The 22,493-nt window shown below is 58.1% G+C and carries 18 protein-coding genes; all 18 read left to right on the plus strand.

The genetic code is table 11. From position 1 onward, the window contains the following. Nucleotides 1-227: 227 nt before the first annotated feature. The 18 genes from CRM73_RS01810 (at nt 228) to CRM73_RS01890 (ending at nt 22,318) form a co-directional block, all read left to right on the plus strand. Nucleotides 228-653, plus strand: a complete 426-nt coding sequence (locus CRM73_RS01810) for a hypothetical protein (protein ID WP_229586599.1) — start codon at nt 228-230, stop codon at nt 651-653. A 61-nt stretch (nt 654-714) separates the two neighbouring features. Further along, nucleotides 715-1,044 (plus strand): Lsr2 family protein, encoded by a 330-nt coding sequence (locus CRM73_RS01815; protein WP_229586601.1) that lies wholly within the window; start codon nt 715-717, stop codon nt 1,042-1,044. Nucleotides 1,045-1,245: 201 nt separating this feature from the next. Next, nucleotides 1,246-3,180, plus strand: coding sequence for an AAA family ATPase (locus CRM73_RS01820; protein ID WP_229586602.1), 1,935 nt, complete (start codon nt 1,246-1,248; stop codon nt 3,178-3,180). A 4-nt stretch (nt 3,181-3,184) separates the two neighbouring features. After that, nucleotides 3,185-4,639: an McrC family protein gene (locus tag CRM73_RS01825; RefSeq protein ID WP_229586603.1), complete on the plus strand. Its 1,455-nt coding sequence runs from the start codon at nt 3,185-3,187 to the stop codon at nt 4,637-4,639. Nucleotides 4,640-4,864: 225 nt separating this feature from the next. Next, nucleotides 4,865-6,403, plus strand: a complete 1,539-nt coding sequence (locus tag CRM73_RS01830) for a hypothetical protein (RefSeq protein WP_229586604.1) — start codon at nt 4,865-4,867, stop codon at nt 6,401-6,403. A 267-nt stretch (nt 6,404-6,670) separates the two neighbouring features. Then, nucleotides 6,671-7,738 (plus strand): reverse transcriptase family protein, encoded by a 1,068-nt coding sequence (locus CRM73_RS01835; protein WP_229586605.1) that lies wholly within the window; start codon nt 6,671-6,673, stop codon nt 7,736-7,738. Between the two features lie 581 nt (nt 7,739-8,319). Then, nucleotides 8,320-8,784, plus strand: coding sequence for a transposase (locus CRM73_RS19620; RefSeq protein ID WP_255662300.1), 465 nt, complete (start codon nt 8,320-8,322; stop codon nt 8,782-8,784). A 107-nt stretch (nt 8,785-8,891) separates the two neighbouring features. Beyond that, complete coding sequence (locus tag CRM73_RS19625; protein WP_255662308.1) at nt 8,892-9,209, plus strand: transposase; 318 nt, start codon at nt 8,892-8,894, stop codon at nt 9,207-9,209. A 91-nt stretch (nt 9,210-9,300) separates the two neighbouring features. Beyond that, nucleotides 9,301-9,498 carry a helix-turn-helix domain-containing protein gene (locus CRM73_RS01845; RefSeq protein WP_229586606.1) on the plus strand — a complete coding sequence of 66 codons (198 nt, stop codon included), beginning with the start codon at nt 9,301-9,303 and terminating at the stop codon, nt 9,496-9,498. A gap of 55 nt (nt 9,499-9,553) precedes the next feature. Further along, nucleotides 9,554-11,497, plus strand: coding sequence for a DNA methyltransferase (locus CRM73_RS19845; RefSeq protein ID WP_229586607.1), 1,944 nt, complete (start codon nt 9,554-9,556; stop codon nt 11,495-11,497). Next, nucleotides 11,472-12,257 carry a type IIL restriction-modification enzyme MmeI gene (locus CRM73_RS01855; RefSeq protein WP_229586609.1) on the plus strand — a complete coding sequence of 262 codons (786 nt, stop codon included), beginning with the start codon at nt 11,472-11,474 and terminating at the stop codon, nt 12,255-12,257. The genes CRM73_RS19845 and CRM73_RS01855 overlap by 26 nt, the downstream gene beginning before the upstream one ends. After that, nucleotides 12,254-14,224, plus strand: a complete 1,971-nt coding sequence (locus CRM73_RS01860; RefSeq protein ID WP_229586611.1) for a DEAD/DEAH box helicase — start codon at nt 12,254-12,256, stop codon at nt 14,222-14,224. Before CRM73_RS01855 ends, CRM73_RS01860 begins: the two co-directional genes overlap by 4 nt. Beyond that, entirely contained in the window at nt 14,221-15,432 is a 1,212-nt protein-coding gene (locus tag CRM73_RS01865; protein WP_229586613.1) for a GIY-YIG nuclease family protein, read from the plus strand. The genes CRM73_RS01860 and CRM73_RS01865 overlap by 4 nt, the downstream gene beginning before the upstream one ends. 776 nt (nt 15,433-16,208) lie before the next feature. Further along, nucleotides 16,209-17,450: a hypothetical protein gene (locus CRM73_RS01870; protein WP_229586615.1), complete on the plus strand. Its 1,242-nt coding sequence runs from the start codon at nt 16,209-16,211 to the stop codon at nt 17,448-17,450. Beyond that, nucleotides 17,447-19,495: a phospholipase D-like domain-containing protein gene (locus CRM73_RS01875; protein WP_229586616.1), complete on the plus strand. Its 2,049-nt coding sequence runs from the start codon at nt 17,447-17,449 to the stop codon at nt 19,493-19,495. Before CRM73_RS01870 ends, CRM73_RS01875 begins: the two co-directional genes overlap by 4 nt. Before the next feature lie 50 nt (nt 19,496-19,545). Continuing rightward, nucleotides 19,546-20,780, plus strand: a protein-coding gene (locus CRM73_RS01880; RefSeq protein WP_229586617.1) for an IS3 family transposase whose coding sequence is annotated in 2 segments (ribosomal slippage) — nt 19,546-19,855 and nt 19,855-20,780 — 1,236 coding nt in all. Because the reading frame shifts where the segments join, the coding sequence is not laid out codon by codon here. A 13-nt stretch (nt 20,781-20,793) separates the two neighbouring features. Then, nucleotides 20,794-21,489 carry a hypothetical protein gene (locus CRM73_RS01885; protein ID WP_229586618.1) on the plus strand — a complete coding sequence of 232 codons (696 nt, stop codon included), beginning with the start codon at nt 20,794-20,796 and terminating at the stop codon, nt 21,487-21,489. 256 nt (nt 21,490-21,745) lie between these two features. Continuing rightward, complete coding sequence (locus CRM73_RS01890; protein ID WP_229586619.1) at nt 21,746-22,318, plus strand: hypothetical protein; 573 nt, start codon at nt 21,746-21,748, stop codon at nt 22,316-22,318. The last annotated feature ends 175 nt before the right edge of the window (nt 22,319-22,493 follow it).

Raw genomic sequence — 22,493 nt, forward strand, 5'->3', positions numbered from 1 at the left:
TGCGAGACAGGCCGAACCGCGGAAACATGCGGGCGAAAATTGGCCGGACGAGACGTCTCGCATCCCTTGCCTTCCAAGACACCACATCACCGAGGCTCAGCAATTGCCCATGCAACACGTGCAATGAAAACGATGCATACTGTGCCCTGCACTTACTGACTACGGGAGGAATCATGCCGTTCGAAGTTTTCGACAAGAGAATGACCCCGCTAGCCAAGGCGCCGAGTGTGACCATCCAGAAGCGCGGCGTGATCTCGTTGAACAAAGCCGCCCACGACCTCGTCGACAACGCGCAGACGGTGGAGCTGCTCTACGATCGCGACCGGCAGTTCATGGCCCTGCGGGCGACCGATGACTCCTCCCCGCACGCCTACGCGGTGCGTAACGGGTCCAAGCGCGGTCCCGGCCAGGCGATCGTCTCCGCTACTGCCTTTACCCAGCACTACGGCATTGACACCACTGCCACGAGGCGATGGAAGCCCTTCCTGGAGGACGGCATGCTCTGCGTGGACCTCACGCAGGAGGGCACTGTCATCACCGGCAACCGCACCAAAATCACGGTGCCGACCAAGGACGCCGAGGCAGTGCAGGACCTCGACGCCGTCGCTCTCCAGGAGAACCCGGTCGGCGATGACACCACCGACGACTCCTAACGCCCCGTACGCCGGCACAGCCCTGTTCTACGACCCGCTCACCCGGAAGGACCAGCCACCTATGGCCCAGAAAGTCGAAGTCCACCTCGAGGACGACCTCGACGGCGGCCCCGCCGACAGCACCCTCACCCTCGCCTTGGACGGGCGTGACTACGAGATCGACCTCTCCGACGCCAACGCCGAGCGACTGCGCGAGGCCCTGCGCCCCTTCGTGGCCGCCGCCCGCAAAGCCCCCACCGGCAACCGGCGCACCAACCGCACTATCAGCACTTCCACCTCTACCGGGGAGACCGCCGCGATCCGGGCCTGGGCCCGTGAGCAAGGCCGCCAGGTCTCCGACCGCGGCCGCATCCACCAGTCCATCAAAGACGCCTACTACGCCGCTCACTAATCCTTTCTACCCAGGGACAGCATGCAGGTGACCAGAGACTCTCACTAGAAGAGCAGCTTCTGGCAAGCACTGTCGAGACTCCGATGACAGCCCGGTGGCCCTGAATTGGGATGTTCAGGGCGACCGACACTTTCTTAGACACCAGAATCCATGGACTGTGGTTGGCCTATCCCTAGACTGCAGTGAGATTGCAGGGCACCTATGGAGAAAGGCCTCATCTTGAGTTCTTGGCGCGAAGCAGTAATCAACACACTGGAAGAACACGCACCCGAAGCGATGGGAAGTCGTGCCATAGCCGACTACGCCATAGGACAGGGTTACGTTGAGTCGCAGGGCAAGACACCCTGGCAGACGGTAAATCGTGTGATGCGCGAAGTGATTCGCGAAAACCCGGGCGTGTCACCCATCGTGCAGGTATCCAATGGTCGTTACAAGATCCGGACATCGCCCGAGGAGCAACAGTACGATCCGGCGACAGGCGGGAGCTTAGAAAATATAGCAGACGACGATTTTTCCCCTGAGGATGCGGCGGCTGAAATATTGAGAATTGCCGAAGTTGCTGTAAATGAAAATCTTGAGCCTTTTCTGAAAAATGCTGATTCTATCCAGCCAAAGCTTTCCTGGTCTTCCTATAAAATTGAGAACACCGTCGGATTTCGCGTGAAAGCCAGTTTCGGCCAAGGAACCCCCGCTGATTGCGCACACATGACATTCACTCTTGGCGACCAAGAGGTGCAAAACGGCATCTACATCGCCTTGCTATACTATCGGGCGGACAAAAGACTAGTCCTTTCCTACAATATAAGTGAGACTAATTCGCCATCGGTGTCGTGGCCGGCCGAAGTCAGCGATGAACAATTTACAATCCGCCGCAAACTAGGCTACCAAAAGTACGGCTCGTCATACGTTTCAGAAATCTACGACAATGCAGCGGAGCGACTATTCGATACCGACTCGAATATCCGCCAGTCACTCCAGGAGCAACTGGCTGATCATCTCCTTGCATATTGGGAAATCATGGAAGACGTTGATGATAACGCCCCGCCCATCACAGGCCAGGTCGACCCGGTCGAGGCCCAAGACGCTGCGGCCCGGACGCGGCAGGCGCTGAAGGCATTTAAAAACGTCATCACCGTGGGTGTCGCCGGCGTGGGCAAAACCCATATGGTCAGTCAGTTGAACGATCGCTATGAAGGTCGAATCAGAACGACGGTGTTCCACCCCTCCACGTCCTACGAAGAGTTCGTTCGGGGGCTGCGTCCGTCCGGTGACACCTTTGAACCTCGAGATGGTCTCTTCATCGACATGTGTAACCAAGCCATCAAAGATCCCCACCACGATTACCTGCTCGTCATTGATGAGATCAACCGGGCTAACACGGCCGCTGTGCTCGGCGATCTCCTCATGGTCCTGGAAAGCTCCAAGCGTCTTCCCGTCCGCAGGCTCCATGCATTGGGGCACATGTGGGAGGCGTCCACACTGACCGGGGTTGAGATCAGTGAGTTGAACGACCAGCTGGCCTCGGATCCGGAGCTTGCCGGAGTCGATTACGTCTACTCAGCCCAACTCCAGACTCCGTCCAAGGACCAGCGTGATTTCCTCGTAGTCCCGGACAACCTGCACATCCTCGGGACCATGAACAGCACCGACCGATCCGTGGGCAGAATCGACCTCGCCCTCCGCCGTCGCTTCCAGTGGAGCACCATCAACCCGATGGATCCCGAAGAACTCATCGGCGAACTCTCCACTGCGGGTCTGCATTCCAAAAAGCACGGCACGCCTGTCAGCCTCATTGGCTGGTGGGGGAAGCTCAACCAGAATCTTGAGGAGCTGGTGGGGCCGGACGCGCTGATTGGCCACTCCTACTTCTTCACCAAGGCCGAACCGATCGAAATCTGCACCGCCATTCTCGAGCAACTCAGTGAGATCGCTCAAACGTTCATGATCCCGGAGGAAGATCTAGACAGCATTCAGGCCATCGACCGGCCGGCGCGCTGGAACAGCGAGGGACTAGGTGGAGTCACGGGCGTGCGATACGTCGGCCGCGGCATCGGTCGCCGTCCTCAGGTCTTCGTTGCGGAAGGGAAGGACGCTAGCTTCGAACGCCAAATGACCCCCTCGGCGGTCCGTGGTTGAGCCCGTGCGCTACTTCAAGGTGAGCAGTACAGGGAACGGCATCGGCGTGGCCGTCATCCGAACGGCCGCGGGCAAAGAGTTGATTCTGCGCGTCCACCCCAAGGCCTGGCGGCCACCAGACGCTTTCCCGCCCGCCCTAGTACGAGTCAAACCGGAAGATGACCGGACTGTTGTCACTGTCTACGAGCTCGACACCATCGAAGTGCCCGAGGACATCGCCGATGCCCTCACTACCTACCAAGAGATCACCTTGGGGGACGCCGCGGAACCTGCCAACGATGGCGAAGAAGGAACGTCACCGCTGCTCACGGAAGTGGTCCCTCCCAGGTCATTTGGTGCGACCCCACGAGTTCCTGAACAGGACGGTCCGCAGATGGACCTCCAGGACGGGGCCATGTGGAGACTGGTTGGGGCCATGAATCAGCTCACTCTGCAAGACTCCACCGATCTCCCCGCCGTGCTGGCATCAGCTATCGCCACGCGGCAACCGGAACTGCGACAGGTGTTCATGGAGGAGTTCACCAAGCTGGCAACAAAAGCCATCCGATACCAACGGCCCGAATTCCGCCGCAACGCCGGCCCGCTCATGGCCGTGCGCGGCAGAATCCTGGTCAACGATCTGGTAGAGCGCAAGGGTCGCAGACAGCAGGCCATCAGTTGTCAGTACACGGAACTCACGACCGACACCCTCTTGTGGCAAACCATCCGGGCCGCCCTGCGCCAGTGCCTCACCGAACTCCCTGACACCACGTCGCGCAGCCGCACCACCCGAGAACGCGTTTTGAGTGCAGATGCCCACCTGTCCACCGTCACGGTCACCTCCCCCTATGAGGTGCTCCAGGAAGCTCCCCTCACCCACGAGCAACTTCCTCCCGGAGTTCCTCAGCAGGCCTACCGAGCCGCCCAAGCTCTACTCGCCCAAGCCACTGGATTCGGCACCACCTCAGGACACAACGGGGCGGCACTAAGCATCAAGATCGCCACCTCCAGCCTCTGGGAAGAAATTCTTCAACGTCGCTTCCAGTCCGCCGGATACAGCATGGAGACCGCCGCCTCGCAACTGCGGATTTTCCAAGACACCCCTATGCCCAAGCGCCCCGACATCGAACTCCGCGACCGCACAGGCGCCCTCGTCGTCATTGACGCCAAATATAAAACCATCCCTGCTCTCGAGCCCGGGAAGATGTCCATGTCCGACCAATACCAGATGTACGCCTACGCCACTCAACGAGAAGCCCCCACACTGTTCATCCACGTAGGCGACCCCGGATGCACCTGGACCCGCACATCCGCCCCCACCAGCGCTGGCAAGTCGTACCCCACCGGGGTGGCCTCCTTGCCCTTTCCCTCTCCTCAAGAGGCCCTCGCTCTGGAGGAACCGCCGACTGATTCGGCGACGAGTCAGGATATCTCAGCACTCCACATAGGACAGCAAACGCCTGTCATTGGTGACCGATGACAGCTAGTTGCTGTCCATAACCCGGAATGTGCTGAGGTCACAAAGTATGGTTTGCCGTAGATCCCTCATGTGTGTGCGACAGCTTCCAACTTATGACACATAGCGTGGGGATAGGAAACCGCCCTTCCCTCCCATTAGGAGCAAGAGTCGCACCCACAGAATAAACGCAAGAAGCATCCACCGGATTAAACATTAAACTCGGACCGACAGTGAGGAAAATTCCAATTGCCATCAGACAACTTTGAAAAAAACGAAATATTGAATTGCCCATCGGTAGTATCTTGGCTTGACCAATTTCCTGAATCAGATAGAGCATTAGCATCATTGAGTCTGACCTGCTTAAGATTTGCGACGACGAATGAAGTGACCAATGACCTGCTATCTGCATTGTCTGAACTAATCGATGAAACCATCACATCTAAATCAAAATTGATTATTGAGTCAATTGTGTCGAAAGAAGATATAGAACGACACTTAAAATTTCAATCGGATCAAAAGGGGATTAAATACGTTCCGCTCATTAATTCAATACATCTAGATGTTGATCAGCCTCCGCTTCAAGTATCTATAAAGGCACAAAAGAATATTGGCAACCAAGTGTCCCATAAGAGCAAGGAATCTTGGCCCACTCATCGTCTATACGAACATTTCTATCCGTCAGAAGTCCGAGACGAAGAGTCCGGTTCTGAAAAATATCTCGATCTTGTAATACGCGACGAATACGAACGTAGAAAAAGAGAGCCCGAATTTAATAAAAATAAACCCATCCTTCGCGGAAGAAGCGAAATAGGGTTACTTGCAGACTCAAATCAAGACGTTCACTTAATTTTACTAACGGACAACATTGGCTCAGGAGCGCAAATTGTCGATTTTCTAAGCAGTACTATTCTTGCATGCACCACTGGAGTTCTTGCAGGTCGCCGAGTAAGCATTAGCGTAATATCGTGGACAGCGACTTCTCAAGGTATTCAAACCATACAGGAGTGGACCTCGAGAACCCCACTAAATCTCAAAAATACGAATGTGAGTCGCGGGTCTAAAACTATCCCCTTCGAAATTAGATACCTAAATGAAACAAAATCATTCTTTGATATTAAAGATATTGACGATCACGAAAAATTGCTAGACTTTTTCCAGAAATATGGCGATCCAAAAAAACGCAAGGCTTCGGAAGGCCTTGGGTACGGCAAAACTGCATCACGAACCGTAATGCTAGGTTCTTCCTGCCCTAATAACGTTCCCGACTTTCTGTATGCGCCGGCCAAAGCGATCGGGTCAGTGTTAAATTACAGACCAATTTTTAAGTCAAAAAGAGTTCCAGACGATCTTCGTGACCTCGTAAGCGAGCAATATAAATCAGGCATATATAATAAAGTGGACTCAAGCCTTATGGATAAGGCAACTTCGGCCTTCCTGAAAAAAATGGAAAATCAAAGGCTGAAACAAGCTGCCCTCAGGCCGGGAACTAAAGATGATCCGAGATGGAATATCCTACTGCTCGCCGTAGCTAAATACGATAAGTGGGACGCGGTCCGCCTGCTTTCCGTACCATATTTTAGGTTCCGCAGAGCTGAATCGTCCCTAATAGATTTAAAGTGGATAAATTCAGATTTCTCCCCTACCGATAAGGGGATAGAAGTTGTCAAAAATTATGGCGCTAAGGGAAATTATTCAGACTATGCCAAAGCCAAACGATACTTAAAGGAGAAAGTTGACGGGCGAGACATTTTGTACTACCCTCACTCTTTGCGTGGGGTGAGATAATCACCTAGTTTCGTCATTCAATATGAATGACACGGTCTGACGGCAGGGCGCCAAAAAGGCCTTGCCTGGTTCAACGTCGTTTGGACCCCATGGCACATTGCAAATTGACATGTGCACGTGTATAGGTGGTTCAAGCCGGCTATTGATGAACTATTGAATATATTTATGGATAGCCACAGATCGACGCCGACGAAATTTCATAAAATTTCGCCGGCATGAGGGAAATCAATGGTAGGGAATGTTTCACCCCACGTTTATAGTAAAGAGTTGAGCAACAGGGGAGGCTCTCGTAATCTTTTTCGAGAAATCCAAAAAGTAAACCATGATTGCTCAAAGTTTGGTGTATCTCCCATATACACCCTTACTCACCTTTGCGTTGTAGCAAAGGTGGCACATAAAGATGCGCGTGATGTAATTTTTAATCATCAAGCGCACTATAAATCCAGAAGAATAAAGAAAAAATCAGGGAGTGGATACAGGACTATTTATGAACCTTCTCCCCAGTTAAAGTCATTGCAAAAGACAATTTTGCATAATTGCCTTCCCACAGCGCCGGCCTCTGAACTATCTTTCGCATTTGAAACGGGACGCAATACGCTTGCGGCAGCTGGTCAGCATGTTGGGGCCAGAGCAATGATTCATGTTGATGTCCGTGACTTCTTCACTTCGGTTGCGTCTAAACAAATCTATTCGGTTTTTCATAATTTAGGATATCCTGAACTTTTGTCCTTGGAAATGGCCTTAATTTCCACCGTCGGACACACCGTCACACTCAGACAGTTCGTCGAAGACGGGTTGGTTTATGAAATTTTAGACCCAGGATACCTACCCCAAGGCGCGTCCACCAGCGGTAAATTATCCAACATGGTCTGCGCCGATTTGGATGAAAAGTTATCAGCGATCAGCCACAAGTGGGGCGGCGTGATTACTCGGTACGCTGACGATATTACTTTTTCTTCACCAGTACCTCTTTCTAGATCAAAATGCACGTCAATTTACCATGATTTACGTAAAGCCCTGTTGCAATCAGGTTTTGTGACGAATTCTCGAAAAACCAAAATTTTCCCCAATGTAAGAGAATTCAAGATGCTGGGTTTGTGTGTGGGTCAAGAAAATGTTTGGTTGAACAAAAGCTACAAAAAAACCTTACGTGCCCATTTGTATAGCTTGGAAAAGTTTGGAATTTTTAAACATTCCGTTTCGCGCAACTTTGATTCTGACCTGGAATTTATGAGTTACATGTGGGGACATTATGCTTACTGCGCAAATGTCGACAAGAAATTTGCTGGGGAGTTGCGGTCACGCTTGGAGGCCGCGGGTATTCGTAAAATCTAGTGGCCCCTACTTTTAGGGACTTTGACGGTTGGCTCTTTTTAAAATCTTGGCGCAGCTTTTGTTCCCGACGAACGGATGGCAGCTGTCGTTCCGCCGGTGACGCAGGCCCTATGTTGGGCCCTTCACAGATGAGCATGGGTAGCCAGGTGCGGGGGCGTTCCGGAGCGCGTGTTGTGAGGCCTGGGTAGAGGTCGAGCCCTCCAGGATGGGTAGCGACCAAGCAACCTGATCCATGAAGGCCTCGATGTGTCTCACGCTTTCTGCGCGCCCGCGTGCGCACTCTTCGACCTGCCCGACGTCCACGTCATGCCCAGGGACCGGGGGCCAGGCTCGTTCACCCTGGTGGTGGAGACCGTGCCGTCCTTGGTGGGTTACCCGGGCTGCGGTGTGCTCGCCACCGGTCATGGCCGCCGGAAGGTGCTCCCGCACGACCTGCCCTGCGCCGGAGGCCGCTGCGCGTGGTGTGGCGCAAGCGGGTCCACCGGTGCCAGGAGGATGCCTGCCAGACGACAACCTTCAGCGAGATCCACCAGCTGGCGGCGCCGCAGGACAAGCTCACCACCCGCTCGATCGCCTAGGCGATGACCCAGCTGCGCTCCCACGACATCGCGGTCTCGGCACTGGCGGACATGCTCGGGGTCGCCTGGAACACTGTCTGGCACGCCCTCGCCCCGGTCATCGAGGGTCAGCTGGCCGCCGGGGACCAGCTGGCCGGGGTGAATGCCCTGGGTGTGGACGAGCACGTCTGGCGCCACGTGGGGGCGCCCGGAGCCGGGCTGGTCACCGCCATCGTGGATTACTCCCGCAGCGAGGACGGCCGACCCCAAGCCAGGTTGCTGGACCTGATCAAGGGCCGCACCGGCGTCGCCTACGGCGACGCCATCCGCGACGAGCTCCCGGAGGCCATCACAGTGCTCGACGCGTTCCATCTGGTCAAGCTCGGCGGACAGGTCGTCGTCGAGGTGCGTCGCCGCCTGCAGCAGGACACCCTGGGCTACCGCGGCCGGGCCGGCGAACCCTTGTACGGAATCCGCCGGACCCTGTAGATCGGCGCCGAACAACTCACGCCAAGCAGATCACCCGCTTGAACGCGAAGCTGGCGGCCGAAAATTCGCACCAGGAGGTCACCCAGGCCTAGCACCGCTACCAGGAGCTGCGCGCCGTCTACCACGCCCGGCCCGAACAAGGACGCCGGCTCGTCGCCGAGATCCTCGCTGCGTTCCCCAGCTGCCCGATTCCCGAGATCACCCGCCTGGGCCGGACCCTGCGGCGGTGGCGGTCCGCGATCCTGGCCTACTTCGACACCGCCGGCGCCTCGAACCGCCCCACCGAGGCGATCAATGGCGTGATCGAGACGATGCGCCGCGAGGCCCGCGGGTTCCGCAACTTCGACAACTACCGGCTACGCGCCCTGCTCGCCGCCAGCGGTCACCGGCCGTGGGGAAAGACGCCCACCCATGCTCATCTGTGAAGGGCCGGTTAAGTCCAGTTTGACCGGTGGTAACCCATTAGGATCAGGGTTTGAGCCCGCTTCCGGGCGCGCAAGCAGAGGGAGGGCACCCGTGAAGGAATCTTGGTTGTCGGCTGAAGATATCGCTACCCATCTCGGGGTGACAAAGGACACGGTCTACGTGTGGATCGCCGACAAGGGCATGCCGGCCCACAAGATTGGCCGCCTGTGGAAGTTCCAGGTCAGCGAGGTCGATGATTGGGTGCGCGGGGGCGGCGCGGCATCGTCGGAACGGGGACCGCAGGCATGAATGGATTAACGTTGGTGACCGCTAATGCGGTGAAGGACGCGGCAGAAGGAGCGGCGTGGTAAAACTCAACCTCAAAGCAATCGAGGATCGAGTCGCCCCGCTGGGCGGACGCGAGTCATACGATCGCGAATTCCTCTTCAAGTTGCTGCTCGCTTATGGCCGGTCTCAGGGCAACGTCACGCGGCTTCGCAACGGTTCACTTAACGTCGCCGACGACACCACGTGCGAGGTGGCACAAAAAAACATCGTCTACTACCACGAAACAACAGGCGACCCGCTTGCGGTGATCGAGGAGTTGCGGACCTCGCCAACCGTGGTGCGATACAACACCCGCTTCGTCATCGTCACCGACTACACCGAATTGCTCGCCGTTGACACAAAAACCGGCGAAAATCTCATGATCCCCATCCGGGAGATCGACAAGCATTTCACGTTTTTCCTGCCTTGGGCAGGCATGGAAAAAGCGCAGTATGTTGCCGAAGCTCACGCGGATGTCAAAGCTGCAGAGCGAATGGGCAAGCTCTTCGACGAGCTGGTGACCGCCAACCCGCACCTGCTTGACGCGCCGACCGGGCGTCATGCGCTAAACGTCTTTTTCACCAGGTTGCTGTTCTGCTTCTTCGCCGAAGACACCGGAATCTTCACCGAGAGCCAATTCACCAACGCCATCGGCTCCCATACTCAGCCAGACGGCTCTGACGTCGCTGAGTTCCTCACCACGCTCTTCACCGCACTTGACACTGAGCATGCCAGCGACAAACCTGTCCATCTGTCCGCTTTCCCGTACGTCAACGGCCGACTGTTCACCATGGATTCCAAGAATGTGGTTCCGGCTTTCACAAAGAAGGCCCGGGATCTGTTGATTCAATCGGGGACGTTGATTTGGCGTGAAATCAACCCCGATATTTTTGGATCGATGTTCCAAGCAATCGTCACCCCGGGCAAGCGCTCCGACCTGGGGCAGCACTACACCTCGGTGCCGAACATCCTCAAGACCATCGAGCCGCTCTTCCTCGACGGTCTAAAAGAGGAGTTCGACAGCGCTTATGGCTCCGAGAAAAAGCTCGTCGCGCTACTGGAGCGCATCAGCGAGATCAAGGTTTTCGATCCAGCATGTGGCTCGGGGAACTTTCTTGTCATCGCGTACAAAGAGTTGCGCCGACTGGAGCACGCGATTTTGGAACGCATTCGTGAACTGCACAAGGGTTATCATCAGCAGACAGGATTGGGCTCGCGAATCGATATCGAGCATTTTTATGGCATCGAGATCGACGACTTTGCAGTAGAGGTTGCGATTCTCTCCCTGTGGATCGCCAAGCACCAGATGAATGTCGAGTTCCTCCAAAAGTTCGGTGTGGAACTTCCACTGATTCCTCTTAGGGAGACCGGGCAGATCCAGCAGGGCAACGCCACCCGCGTCGATTGGCAAACCGTCTGCTCGAACAATGGGCACGAGGAAATCTACCTTATCGGGAACCCGCCCTACAAGGGCGGAAAATCTCAAAGTAAGCAGATGAAAAGCGATTACCCGTTCGTTTTCGGAAAGCGACCTTATTCCAAAGACCTCGACTACATCGCGCTTTGGTTCGTCAAGGGCGCCGACTATATCAAGGGAACGAAAGCTGAACTGGCGTTCGTCGCGACAAACTCGATTACCCAAGGTGAGCATGTCGGCCTGATGTTCCCGATGATCTTCGAAATAGGCATAGAAATCGGGTACGCCTACACCTCGTTTAAGTGGGAGAACAACGCCAAACGCAACGCGGGGGTGACTGTCGTCGTCGTCAACCTGCGTGGCACCGGCCCGGGGGCTAAGTACATTTACACCGACGGACTTCAGATTGAGGCAACAAACATTAATGGTTACCTCGCTGATGCGCCTTCAGTATTCATCTACCGTCGGACGCGCGCACTTAGTGCATCGTTGCCACGTATGGTTCTCGGTTCGATGCCGAAGGCATGGTGGACACTTGGTGCTCGATGCGGGCGAGCACGGTGACCTTCTGACTGTCGCCCCTGCCGCGGAGAAGTTCGTAAAACGCTATGTCGGTTCGACTGAATTCATTAATGACATTGAGCGGTACTGCATGTGGATCACCGACCGCGAACTGGGGGAGGCACAAGCCATTGCCCCGATCGCCAAACGTCTCGAAGCTGTTGCGCAGTGGCGAAGTGAGAGTGTCGCAGCGACCACCGCTAATTACGCGGCATTCCCGAATCGGTTTAAGCAGATCTCGTATAGGCCAACAGAATCGATTATCGTGCCACGCGTCTCTTCCGAGCGTCGTGAGTATATTCCTATCGGGTTTCTCGATACGGACACGATCATTTCGGATCTGGCAAATGCGGTGTACGCCGCGGAGCCTTGGCTCTTTTCCCTGCTCACTTCGCGGATGCATAACATCTGGACCAGGGCAGTCGCGGGACAGTTGGAAACCAGGATTCGGTACGGGGCGTATATCGTCTACAACAACTTCCCGGTGCCGCCGCTTTCTGACGCGGTGAAGGAGCGATTGACTGCGGCGGCGTTGCGGGTACTGGATGTGCGCGAGTATCACTGCGAGCGAACTCTCGCCGAACTCTACGACCCCGATCTCATGCCTGCGGATCTTCGGGCCGCGCACTCTGAAGTGGACGCACTGGTGGACTCGATCTACTCAAAGCATGGCTATGAGTTGGATGAGCAAAGATTGTCGGACCTCTTCGCGATGTATGAGGCGATGACGGAAGCAGAAGCCTCGAAGGGGAGCAAGGAATGAACAAGCCACTCAATGTTATTGATGTGACGTACGCCCGCACGCGCGCGTCGGTGAACACCGACGCGATGGGAATGCGGGAGATGCAGCAGCGCGTCTTCGCCAAGCGCGACGCTCAACATCTACTCGTCAAGGCACCGCCGGCGTCGGGCAAGTCGCGGGCGCTCATGTTCGTGGCGCTGGACAAGCTCTACAACCAGGGCCGCAAGAAGGTCATCGTCACGGTGCCAGAGCGGTCGATCGGCGCGTCGTTCTCCTCCACAAACCTTACCGCGCATGGGTTCTTCGCCGACTGGGAGATCAAACCCGAACACAACCTCTGCACACCGGGGTCCTCCGTGGGCAAGGTCGCCGCGTTCGTCGAGTTCCTTGAAGGCCCGGACGCAACCCTGGTCTGCACGCACGCCACATTGCGGTTCGCGTTCGAGAAAATTGCTCCCGAAGCGTTCAACAGAACAGTGCTCGCAATCGACGAGTTCCACCACGTCTCCGCCGACACCGAAGCCAGCCGGCTCGGGGCTCTGTTGAGTGACGTCATGAACGGCTCCGACGTGCACATCGTCGCCATGACGGGTTCCTACTTCCGCGGCGACTCCGTCCCCGTGCTCTCTGCCAATGACGAGGCGAAGTTCACGTCAGTCACGTTCAACTACTACGACCAGCTCAACGGATATGAGCATCTCAAGTCGCTCGGCATCGGCCACCACTTCTACCAGGGCCGGTACACCGACGCGATAGGCGAAGTTCTTGACCTCGACAAGAAGACCATCGTCCACATCCCGAACGTGAACTCGGGTGAGTCCACGAAGGACAAGATCGAAGAGGTCGGATTCATCATCGATTCCATCGGTGAGGTCGTCGGGATCGAAGATACCGGAATTATCCGGATCCGCCGCGCCGACACCGGTAAGATCCTTCGGGTGGCGGACCTGGTCGACGATGCGGACCAGAAAAAGCGCGCCGAAACCCTGCACTATCTCTCCACGGTCGCCTCGAAAGACCCCGATGGAGTGGACATCATCATCGCGCTGGGAATGGCAAAGGAAGGATTCGACTGGCCGTTTGCCGAGCACGCCCTCACAGTCGGCTATCGGGCGTCGCTGACCGAGGTTATCCAGATCATCGGTCGGGTCACCCGCGATAGCCCAGGCAAGGAGCACGCGCAGTTCACCAACCTCATCGCCGAGCCTGACGCATCCCAAAGCGAGGTGAAGGTGTCGGTTAACAACATGCTCAAGGCCATCACCGCGTCGCTGCTGATGGAGCAGGTCCTGGCGCAGAACTTCACGTTTAAGACCAAGCGCGGCAACGATGACTCGCCAGAGCCGGGAGCAATCAAAATCAAGGGCTTCAAAGAGCCGTCGACCGCGCGGGTAAAACAGATTGTCGAGACCGACCTCAACGACCTGAAGGCCACGATCCTGCAAGACGACACTTTCGCGAAAGCCGCAGCAGGATGCGTCGACCCCGAGACGACGAACAAGGTCCTAATCCCTAAGATCATTCGTGAGCGCTATCCGGACCTGGACGAGTCGCAGGTTGAGGAAATTCGGCAACAAGTCGTCGTGGACTCGGTCATCAAGAACAGTGAAGTTCGCGAGGTCGGCGACAAACGGTTCATCAAGATGGCGGAAAAGTTTGTCAACATCGACGACATCAACATCAACCTGATCGACTCCGTGAATCCGTTCCAGCGAGCCTTCGAGGTCATGTCGAAGTCGGTAACGCCGAACGTCCTGAGGATCATTTCTGATGCAATTACGGCAACCCGGGTGGAGATCACTGAGGAGGAAGCATTCGCGCTGTTCCCGAGGATTCAGAACTGGGTGAAGGTTCATGGCCGTAAACCAAACGTCCGCTCGGACCATGCGACTGAGAAGCGCTATGCCGAAGCGCTGCTGTTTCTCCAAAGGAGAAAGCAGCAACACCTTGCGGAGCAGCGGGCGACCCAGATGCCTGGTGAATCATGACCACACCTGAGAGCGAAGTGTCTGCCGTCGACTTCATGAAACCGCAGATGGACATGCAATCGCTGATCGACGCCGACGCCGACGGCTTGCTCGACGTTCCAGAGAAGCCGAAAAAAGTCACCTCCAACGACCGGCTGGAGCGTGCATTCCTGGAAATCATAGAGTTCCGGCGCACCCATGATCGGATCCCCAGTTCCACGACCAGGGAAATCGCCGAACGCAAGCTCGGCGCGCGACTCGACGGTATCCTTGCCGACGAAAAGAAAATCGCCACCCTCAAACACCTTGACGAGTTCGGGCTACTGGAGATACCTCAGACGCCGGCGACAATCGATGATCTGCTAGATGGGGACGAACTAGACCTACTTGGTGACGAGTCAGGACTCCTGGATGTTTCCGAGCTGCCCCAGCGGAAAACACCGGAATCACCTGATTCAATCGCGAAGCGAAAAAAAGCGGTCGGGTTCGATGCGTTCGAGCCGCTATTCAAGGCGAAGCATTCCGAGCTTGCTGATGGTGCTTTCCGACTGATCCCGTTCCCAGGCGTGCAAACAATCGAGGAAGGCAACTTCTTTGTCCTCAACGGGGTCATGCTATTCGTGGCTGAGGTCGGAGACACGACCTACAAACTGGTCGGAGGAAAGCAAGAGCAGAAACAACGGCTGCGTGTTATCTTCGAAAACGGAACCGAGTCGTCAATGTATCGACAGTCCCTATCAATCCGTCTACATGAGCAGGAGGGTCAGGCTCTCGCCCGCACTGGCCACGATGCGGGCGAAGTCAACGATGCAGACAAGGAAAGTGGGCACATTTATGTGCTCCGGTCGTTGAGCGACGATCCCCAAATCGCTGGCATCCCAGACCTGCATAAGATCGGGTTCACAACCACAAGTGTGGAGCAAAGGCTCGTGAACGCAGCCAAGCAACCGACGTATCTGATGGCTCCCGTCAAGATTGTCGAGGATTACCGCACGTACAATCTCAAGCCGTCGGCCCTAGAGCATCTGCTACACCAAGTCTTCGCCTCGGTGCGGCTTGACATCACCCAAATTGATACCAAAGGGCGAAGCTATGACCCCTCTGAGTGGTTCGTCGCGCCACGAACCGTAATCAATCAGGCAATCCACATGATCATGTCTGGTGAGATTGTTGACTACGTCTACGACGCCCAAATCAAGAAGCTGATTGAGCGTGGGCGTACGAGATGAGTAGCGGTTGACGTTTGCACGAGACATACTCACTCGCTTCTGCCCGGGGTCCGGCGGTGATACCGCGCAGATCGCCCGTGTGTCGCTGAAATCCCTGGCGACCCGACACCTGGTCCTTACTAACGAGATCACCGTCCTGGACGACGGAGGTTTCAATGCGTGGAAGCCACTTAGGGCAGGCCGAGAAGGAGTCGCTCGAAGGACTCACCACTACTTCGACTCAGGAGGGGACTGCCCCGGGTTTTCCGCGGTTGCTGAACCCGCCCCACAGTTATCTGACAACCTACGTCGGAACCCGTGCCTGCCTCATGCGCATCGCTGTGCCTTAGCCTGAGTCAATGATGATGCCTCAGGCGACGGCCGGAACCGCAGATATGGAATCTGTACCGCGGTGGCTGGCTTCTTCGCTGCAGCTGAAGGAGGGTCGGGATCCTCTGGGCTTACAGACCACAACGCAGGATCGCCTCATGCCGCTCCTGTTGCCTGGGCTTCTGGAGTTATCCCGGCGAGCCAGGTACTTCTCCTTCCATGCCTATCTTCTGGAGGAATACCGCCAGCAACACCACCGGGCGGACCCGGGAAGTCTGTCCAGTTTTATCAGGCAACGGGAGTGGGACTTCGGACTGGCCGTCCAGCGATGTCCCCGAAATTGCGGTTCTAGCCCTGTCGGTGCCCGAAAGCTTGGATCTTTGGCACGTGAGAATGGTCCGTTCCACCGCGGAAAGTCAGTGGATAGCTTCCTGGGTGGATACGGCCTGTACTACAGATCCCCCCTCGTGGACTTCGGCATCGTCGCACGCTCGGGAACCTTGCTGGGCGACCAACCCATCCCGATCGATGTACTGCGCCAGACGGAAAGAGCAACGAACCTTGCCCACGCCTTCCGCATTGCAGTCCAGGACACCGCTTACCACCGGGAATGGATGAGGACCGGTGAGCCTCTTCCCGTTGAGGTCATCGATGAACTGGCTGAGGTCGCTTGTCTGTGTGGACTGGACCGACGATCCGAGGAACGGGCCGCCATTCACGCGGCTATTTTTGGCACCGATTCGGAAGCAGAAGTTAGTTCTGGAACGGAACAGAGCCTCTCGGAGGCGGTCCTTCAACGCCGTCGCAGCGTGGCTCACTACCTCAGCATCGTTCGTGATCATCCCAACGTGATTGTTCGTCTTCGTCCTACCCTGGTTTCTAGTGAGGCGGAGTACCGGGAGTCGCTGTGGTCCGCCGTTGATGTGACGGGCGAGGATCACCGTGTGGTTGCAGGGCAGTGGGCTGCCTTGATTGCCAAGGACGTCTGGCAGGAAGCACTGTGCTCGATCTGGGCTGAGTTCTGTCGCCGCGGTTTAGCCCGCACACGTGTAGCTGACCGAGGGCTCACCTGGCAGGAGACGAGAGACATGGCAGAGGCCATGGTGTCGGGACCGCCGCTGCTAGCTACCGAGGAGCGAACCTCCAGCCTTCTCCAGCAACTCGTTCCCGGTGGTCTGTCTGTGGCCGCAGAGGATGGCATTACCCTGGAAGTGGCCACCGCGCCGCTGGAAGAGCTGCGTTCCTGGACGGCTAAGGCGAGTTCGGCCACGTCGGGGCTGATCGTCCTGTTGGAGCTGGTGCAGCGCATGCGGACGTGTTCCGGTGCGGGATGGGCGATGGCCTCCCACCTCCGATCCGACTGGCAGCCCTCCGTGGCCGCCGTGGCGAATGACCTGGAGTCCCACCTTGCTACCAACCCACGCATGGGAGACACGCTGTGGTGGCTGGTCTCATCCTTCGTGCTACCGGTGCATGAGCGCATTGCTTATTCGAAGCTGCCCGAGTTCACCTTCCGCTTCCGGTGGGAGGATGGTCTGCTGCGGTTCTATGACCGCGAGGTGGATCGGTTGCGATTCCCCCTGGCAGCCATCAGAAACGAACCCCTGGCCCTGCTCACCCATGACCTCGGATTCTGGGCCGAAGGTAAAACCGGCCACGCCGTCCTGACCGGTGCCGGCAACATGTTCGTCGGGGAGACCTTCCAGTGACCGACCAGAACACACCCTCGTCTCTAGCGCAGACCATTCAACCTGTCACCGAACTGTTCACAGGTAGCTGCACCGCACTGTGGGCCACTACCTACAACCTGGATCTCCACCTGTTCATCGAGTTCCTCCTCCCCCGCCTAGGGACTCCGCCCTTGAACGTGGTGGTCCTCGCCGACCAGCATCGCCTTACCCGGAGTCTCGCTCGAATCCCTCCGGAGCGGATCGAGACGCTGTCGACCGTTAATCGCCGATGGCTGCTGCGCGGGGTAAGAGCCGGTGGGGCGGTCTTCCACCCCAAGACCTATTTGTCGGTGCAGGGAGGCGACGTCACCCTGCTGGTGGGCTCGGGCAATCTCTCCACCCGGGGCATCGACAACGGACGAGAGGTTTTCACGGCCTTCTATGCCGGGACCCCGCAGGGTGATGCCGCTATCGCAACCTGGAGGTCCTGGACCCGTCGACTCGTAACATGCATTGCTGACACCACCCTGGCGGGAAGGTTCACCGCGCTCGAAGAACAACTGTCCACGATGCCCGCGGCCACCTCGTCGACGGAATCTCCGTTAATCCACAACCTCGACACCCCTATTGCGGAGCAATTACTGGCCCGCCTCCGCCCCCGGATCGCTGGTCATGCCGATGAGCTTCTAGTGACTGCTCCGTTCTTTGACGCCGACGCGCAGGCTTTGGGGCGCCTGATCGATGACTACCGCCCCCAGCGCATCCGGCTTTTTCTCACCAAGCAGACCAGCGTCAACGGGGAGAAGCTGCGCCAGCGACTGGAATCCAGCGGCGCCGCGATTGAGGTGTCTTTCTATCAGCCCGAGAAGTTCGTCCATGCCAAGCTGATCGGGGTTGTGGCTGGATCACAAGCATGGCTGCTGTCGGGCTCGGCCAATCTTTCCCGGGCGGCGTTGTTGCACCCTGCCGGTCACCATGGGAACTACGAGATGGCCGTACTCACAACGGTTGATTCAGCGACCATCGCCCGGATGTTCCTCCCGCCTGACACCACCACCGCCCACCGCCCGTTGACGGAACTGGCAGCACTGTCCTACCAGCCCGACGAGGAGCCCACTGCACCTCCGGTGGCTCTCCTCCGTGCGGTGGCTCTGGGTGATAGGCGAATTGAGATAACCACCAACCCGGCGCCAGAGAAGAACTGGTTACTGAGCGATTTCTCGGACTATCACGTCTTGGGTCCCCATGACGCGGCGGACACGGTGGTGATCGAAGGGCCGATTTCCGGGCGACTCGTCGAGCTCGTCGATGCTGAGGGCGACGTGATCTCTAACCGGGTTGTCGTCGACGACCCGGCAGCTCTTGCCCAAGCGTTGACGTCCTCACAGGTAGGTGGTGGCAACGATCGTCCTTTCGAACTAACTGCAGAAGATCTCGACAATCCCTTAGGCAGCGCGATCACCTGGCTCCATCACCATCTCGTCATGGACGTCACCGAACCGGTGTCAGCAGCCTCCACCGGTGGGGTCTCTTCCGCAGAGGCCAGCGAGCAAGCCGATGACACCCTGTGGGAGCGACTGGAACGGGAGCAGTTGGCCCGGGATCCCCGCACCGACACGTACTCCCGGATGTGGCGGACCCGTTCCATGGGCGGAAGCGATCCGATGATTGAGCTCCTCGAAGCCTTCAGTGGCAGAGCGCCCACAGCACAGCGCAGCCCAGACGCCGGCTCTTCAATCCTGGCGGAAGTGATCCGCCTCAGTCTGGCCGAAGCAGACACTTCCAAAACAGTGGAGAACTCAGAGGACAGGCCGTCGCGTCGCTGGAAGCCGGGAACCCGCATCCGGGTCCGAGCACGCAACGCCCTGCGAAGATGGGCCGCTGCCCAAACTGATCCGCGTCTGGTCTGGGTTAATCCGCTGGCGCCGGCGGGGAACTTCGCGATGATCGCCACCACCTTCGTCCATCTGAGACTGGACGCGGCCCTGAATCCCGACCGCATCGAGCTCACCGATGACGACCTTGATGACCTGTGGGCCCGCTGGTTAGTGCCCTTCGTCGGGACAGGGGGGCTTAACCCCTGATCTTGGACACGCGGAATCCAGCACGATGCTGGGGAAGCGAGAATCCAAGGATGGCAAGGAAGAACTACACCGACGAGTTCCGTCGCCGGGCGGTGGACTTGTACGAGTCCACGCCGGGCGCGACGCTGAAGGGGATCGCGGCGGATCTGGGCGTGTCCCGGGGCTCGTTGAAGGAGTGGGTCGACAAGCTCGGCTCCGGGACCACGAGGACCGGGGAGGTGGTCGCTCCGGTCGCGGGGCGGTCGGAGTCGCAGGCGGCGAAGGTCAGGAGGCTGGAAGCCGAGCTGGCCGCCGCGCAAGCCGAGGCCCACAAGCTCGCGCAGGAGCGCGACATCCTCCGTCAGGCGGCGAAGTATTTCGCCGGGGAGACGAACTGGTGAACCGCTTCCAGTTCGTCGAGGACCACAAGGACGCCTGGGGCGTGAAGCGGTTGTGCGAGGTCGTCGAGGTCGCCCGGTCGTCGTTCTACGCGTGGCTGGCCGCCGCGCCGACACGGGCAGCGAGAGCGGCGGCCGACGCGGCGCTGGTGGCGCGGATCCAGGTGCTGCAGGATCCCGCCCAGGGCGGGGACCGCGCCTACGGCGCGCCCCGGGTCACGGCCGACCTCAACGAGGGCACGACGCCCGGCGATCGGGTCAACCACAAGCGAGTAGCCCGCGTGATGCGCGAGCACGGCCTGGCCGGTATCCGGTTGCGCAAGCACGTGAAGACCACCATCCCGGACCAGTCCGGCAGGCGGTTCCCCGACCTGCTCGGCCGCGACTTCAGCATCGGCGCGCCGTGCCGCCGCTACGTCGGCGACATCACCTACCTGCCCATCGCCGACGGCACGAACCTCTACCTCGCGTCCTGCATCGATCTGGGCTCACGCAAGCTCGCCGGCTGGAGCATGGCCGGGCACATGCGCACCGAGCTCGTCGAGGACGCGCTGAAGGCCGCGTGGCACGAGCGCGGCTCCCTGGTCGGGACGGTGTTCCACTCCGACCACGGCGCCGTCTACACATCGAAGGCCTACGCGCAGCTCTGCACGGACCTGGGCGTGACGCAGTCGATGGGCGCGATCGGTTCCTCGGCCGACAACGCCCTCGCCGAGAGCTTCAACGCCGCCCTCAAACGCGAGCTGCTCGAGGGTCGGGCGGGGTTCCCCGACGCGCCGACGGCATACCGGGCCGTGTTCCGGTGGGCGAACCGTTACAACACCCGCAGGCGCAACTGCGCGATCGGCAACATCGCTCCGAACGCCTACGAAGCCGCCGCCTCCGCTACGCTCCCGGAAGCGGCATAACCGAAATGACACCGTGTCCAAGATCCAGGGTCAAGGCCCAGGTTCAGGAGATGGGTGGCTGGACCGGCAGCCTGAAGCAACACGGGACCAGGTTCTCGAGCGATTGCCTGACAGTCTGCCCGAAGTGGTCGCTGCCCTGATCTGGCTGGTCATCAAGCCGGCACCCGACAAGCGACGTAGAGTCATAGACCTCCAGCCCGCCATCATCGCAGCGCACAAGTATCACCTCCTCCAGCCCACGGATCAGACAGCACAATTCCTCACGATCGTCACTGGGACTTCGCTGTCCCGCGAGACCATCGAACGCGATCTCCGCACAGCCCAGCACTTTATCGATGACGACCTGTGGTGCCAGCGGCTGGCCGCTGAACTGGATCTCCCCTCGATCAGCATTAAGCCCTCCCCAGGGGCACCCCACATCCAAGTGCGGCTCGAGGTCGACGGGATTGAAGATCCACGAGTGGATCCTCGTGTCCCACGACTCGTGATCGAAGCCCAGCATTACCGCGGATGTGATGGCGTAGCGATCTACGCGAGCAACCGCTCGTGGAGATTAGTCATCCCGCGGAACAAGCCAGCAGGGTTCATGGCAGAACTCGGAGATACGGACCTCTCGACCTCCGCCCCGGTCTCCCAGGAGCAGCTCGAGTCCCTGGTGTCCTCAAACGGTGTACTCGTTGATCTCTTCCCGGCCGCCGAAGCTGCGTGATATTTATCAACGGCACGTCCCTCACAGGCAGGCCAACCAACCGGCCGCACACATCCATAATGAAGGGCCCTGAATCCTCTGTGTGCGGAAGAGAAAAGCAACATCGTTGAGCTATCCGCTTACAACGATGCTCCCGGACGCAGAGCGTAGGGCCTTGCGTTTCCGTCCGTGCACACGTCCTCAGCAAGGACCCCCCAAGTATCCGGAGTAGATTCGTGACTGTGGGCATCACCGTCGTCGTCGAGGGGACACGAACATGACGAGCCAGCTGCCGGGAACATGGCGGGAACCGCACCGGGAGAAACAGTTTCCTTTCGAGGAAGCGAAAGAATTGTGGGCCGAGCAGGCGATTCTTAAGCTCGAGTCCGTCGCTTCGACGTATGGCGGCCACATCACCTACCAGGAACTTGGCGACCATCTGTTCGAGAGCACCAAGGTACTGACCACGAGTTTGCTCCCGCGGTGGATCAGGCACCCGCTCTACCGGGTGCTTCAGGAGTGCAAGGAACGCAACCTGCCGGCGGTCACTGCCCTTGTCGTGCAGAAGGGATCCGGGAGGGTTGGCCCGGGGTTCAACTTCTGGTTGGATCTACAGAACCGCGGCCCCATTGATAATGAGGATGAGCTTGAAGCCGCTGCAGCCAGAGAGCGGCTCGCGGCCTACCGCCTGTACTGCCCGGACGTGCCTGACAATGCGGTTGCCATGCCCACACCCCAACTTGCAAAAAGGGTCAATGCGGGACACGTCAAGTGGCCATGCGCCCCGCCGCCGTGCTTGAGCTGCGGTAGACCGTTGAAGTTCTATGAACCCTGCCCCGTCTGCAACTGATGGTACGTGGGTCTTACGCCGCCATAGCGAGGACCCAGAAATTCAGAAAATTGGCCGGATTGTCTGGTGGCTCGCTGCAGGGATTTATTCAGCTCGGTGTTGTGGGACGCCCCGCGTCGACGGCCGCGCGCCCATAGTCCCTTTGGCGCTATGGGACCGTCACCAGCTGGGAGTT

This window comes from Kocuria sp. CCUG 69068 (genome assembly GCF_020833785.1).
GTDB lineage: Bacteria > Actinomycetota > Actinomycetes > Actinomycetales > Micrococcaceae > Kocuria > Kocuria rosea.

Excerpts from the sequence above, each read along its gene's own strand:
- CRM73_RS01815 (WP_229586601.1), top strand. The coding sequence starts at position 715 with ATGGCCCAGAAAGTCGAAGTCCACCTCGAGGACGACCTCGACGGCGGC.
- CRM73_RS01820 (WP_229586602.1), top strand. The coding sequence starts at position 1,246 with ATGGAGAAAGGCCTCATCTTGAGTTCTTGGCGCGAAGCAGTAATCAAC.
- CRM73_RS19620 (WP_255662300.1), top strand. The coding sequence starts at position 8,320 with ATGACCCAGCTGCGCTCCCACGACATCGCGGTCTCGGCACTGGCGGAC.
- CRM73_RS01860 (WP_229586611.1), top strand. The coding sequence starts at position 12,254 with ATGAACAAGCCACTCAATGTTATTGATGTGACGTACGCCCGCACGCGC.
- CRM73_RS01865 (WP_229586613.1), top strand. The coding sequence starts at position 14,221 with ATGACCACACCTGAGAGCGAAGTGTCTGCCGTCGACTTCATGAAACCG.
- CRM73_RS01890 (WP_229586619.1), top strand. The coding sequence starts at position 21,746 with ATGACGAGCCAGCTGCCGGGAACATGGCGGGAACCGCACCGGGAGAAA.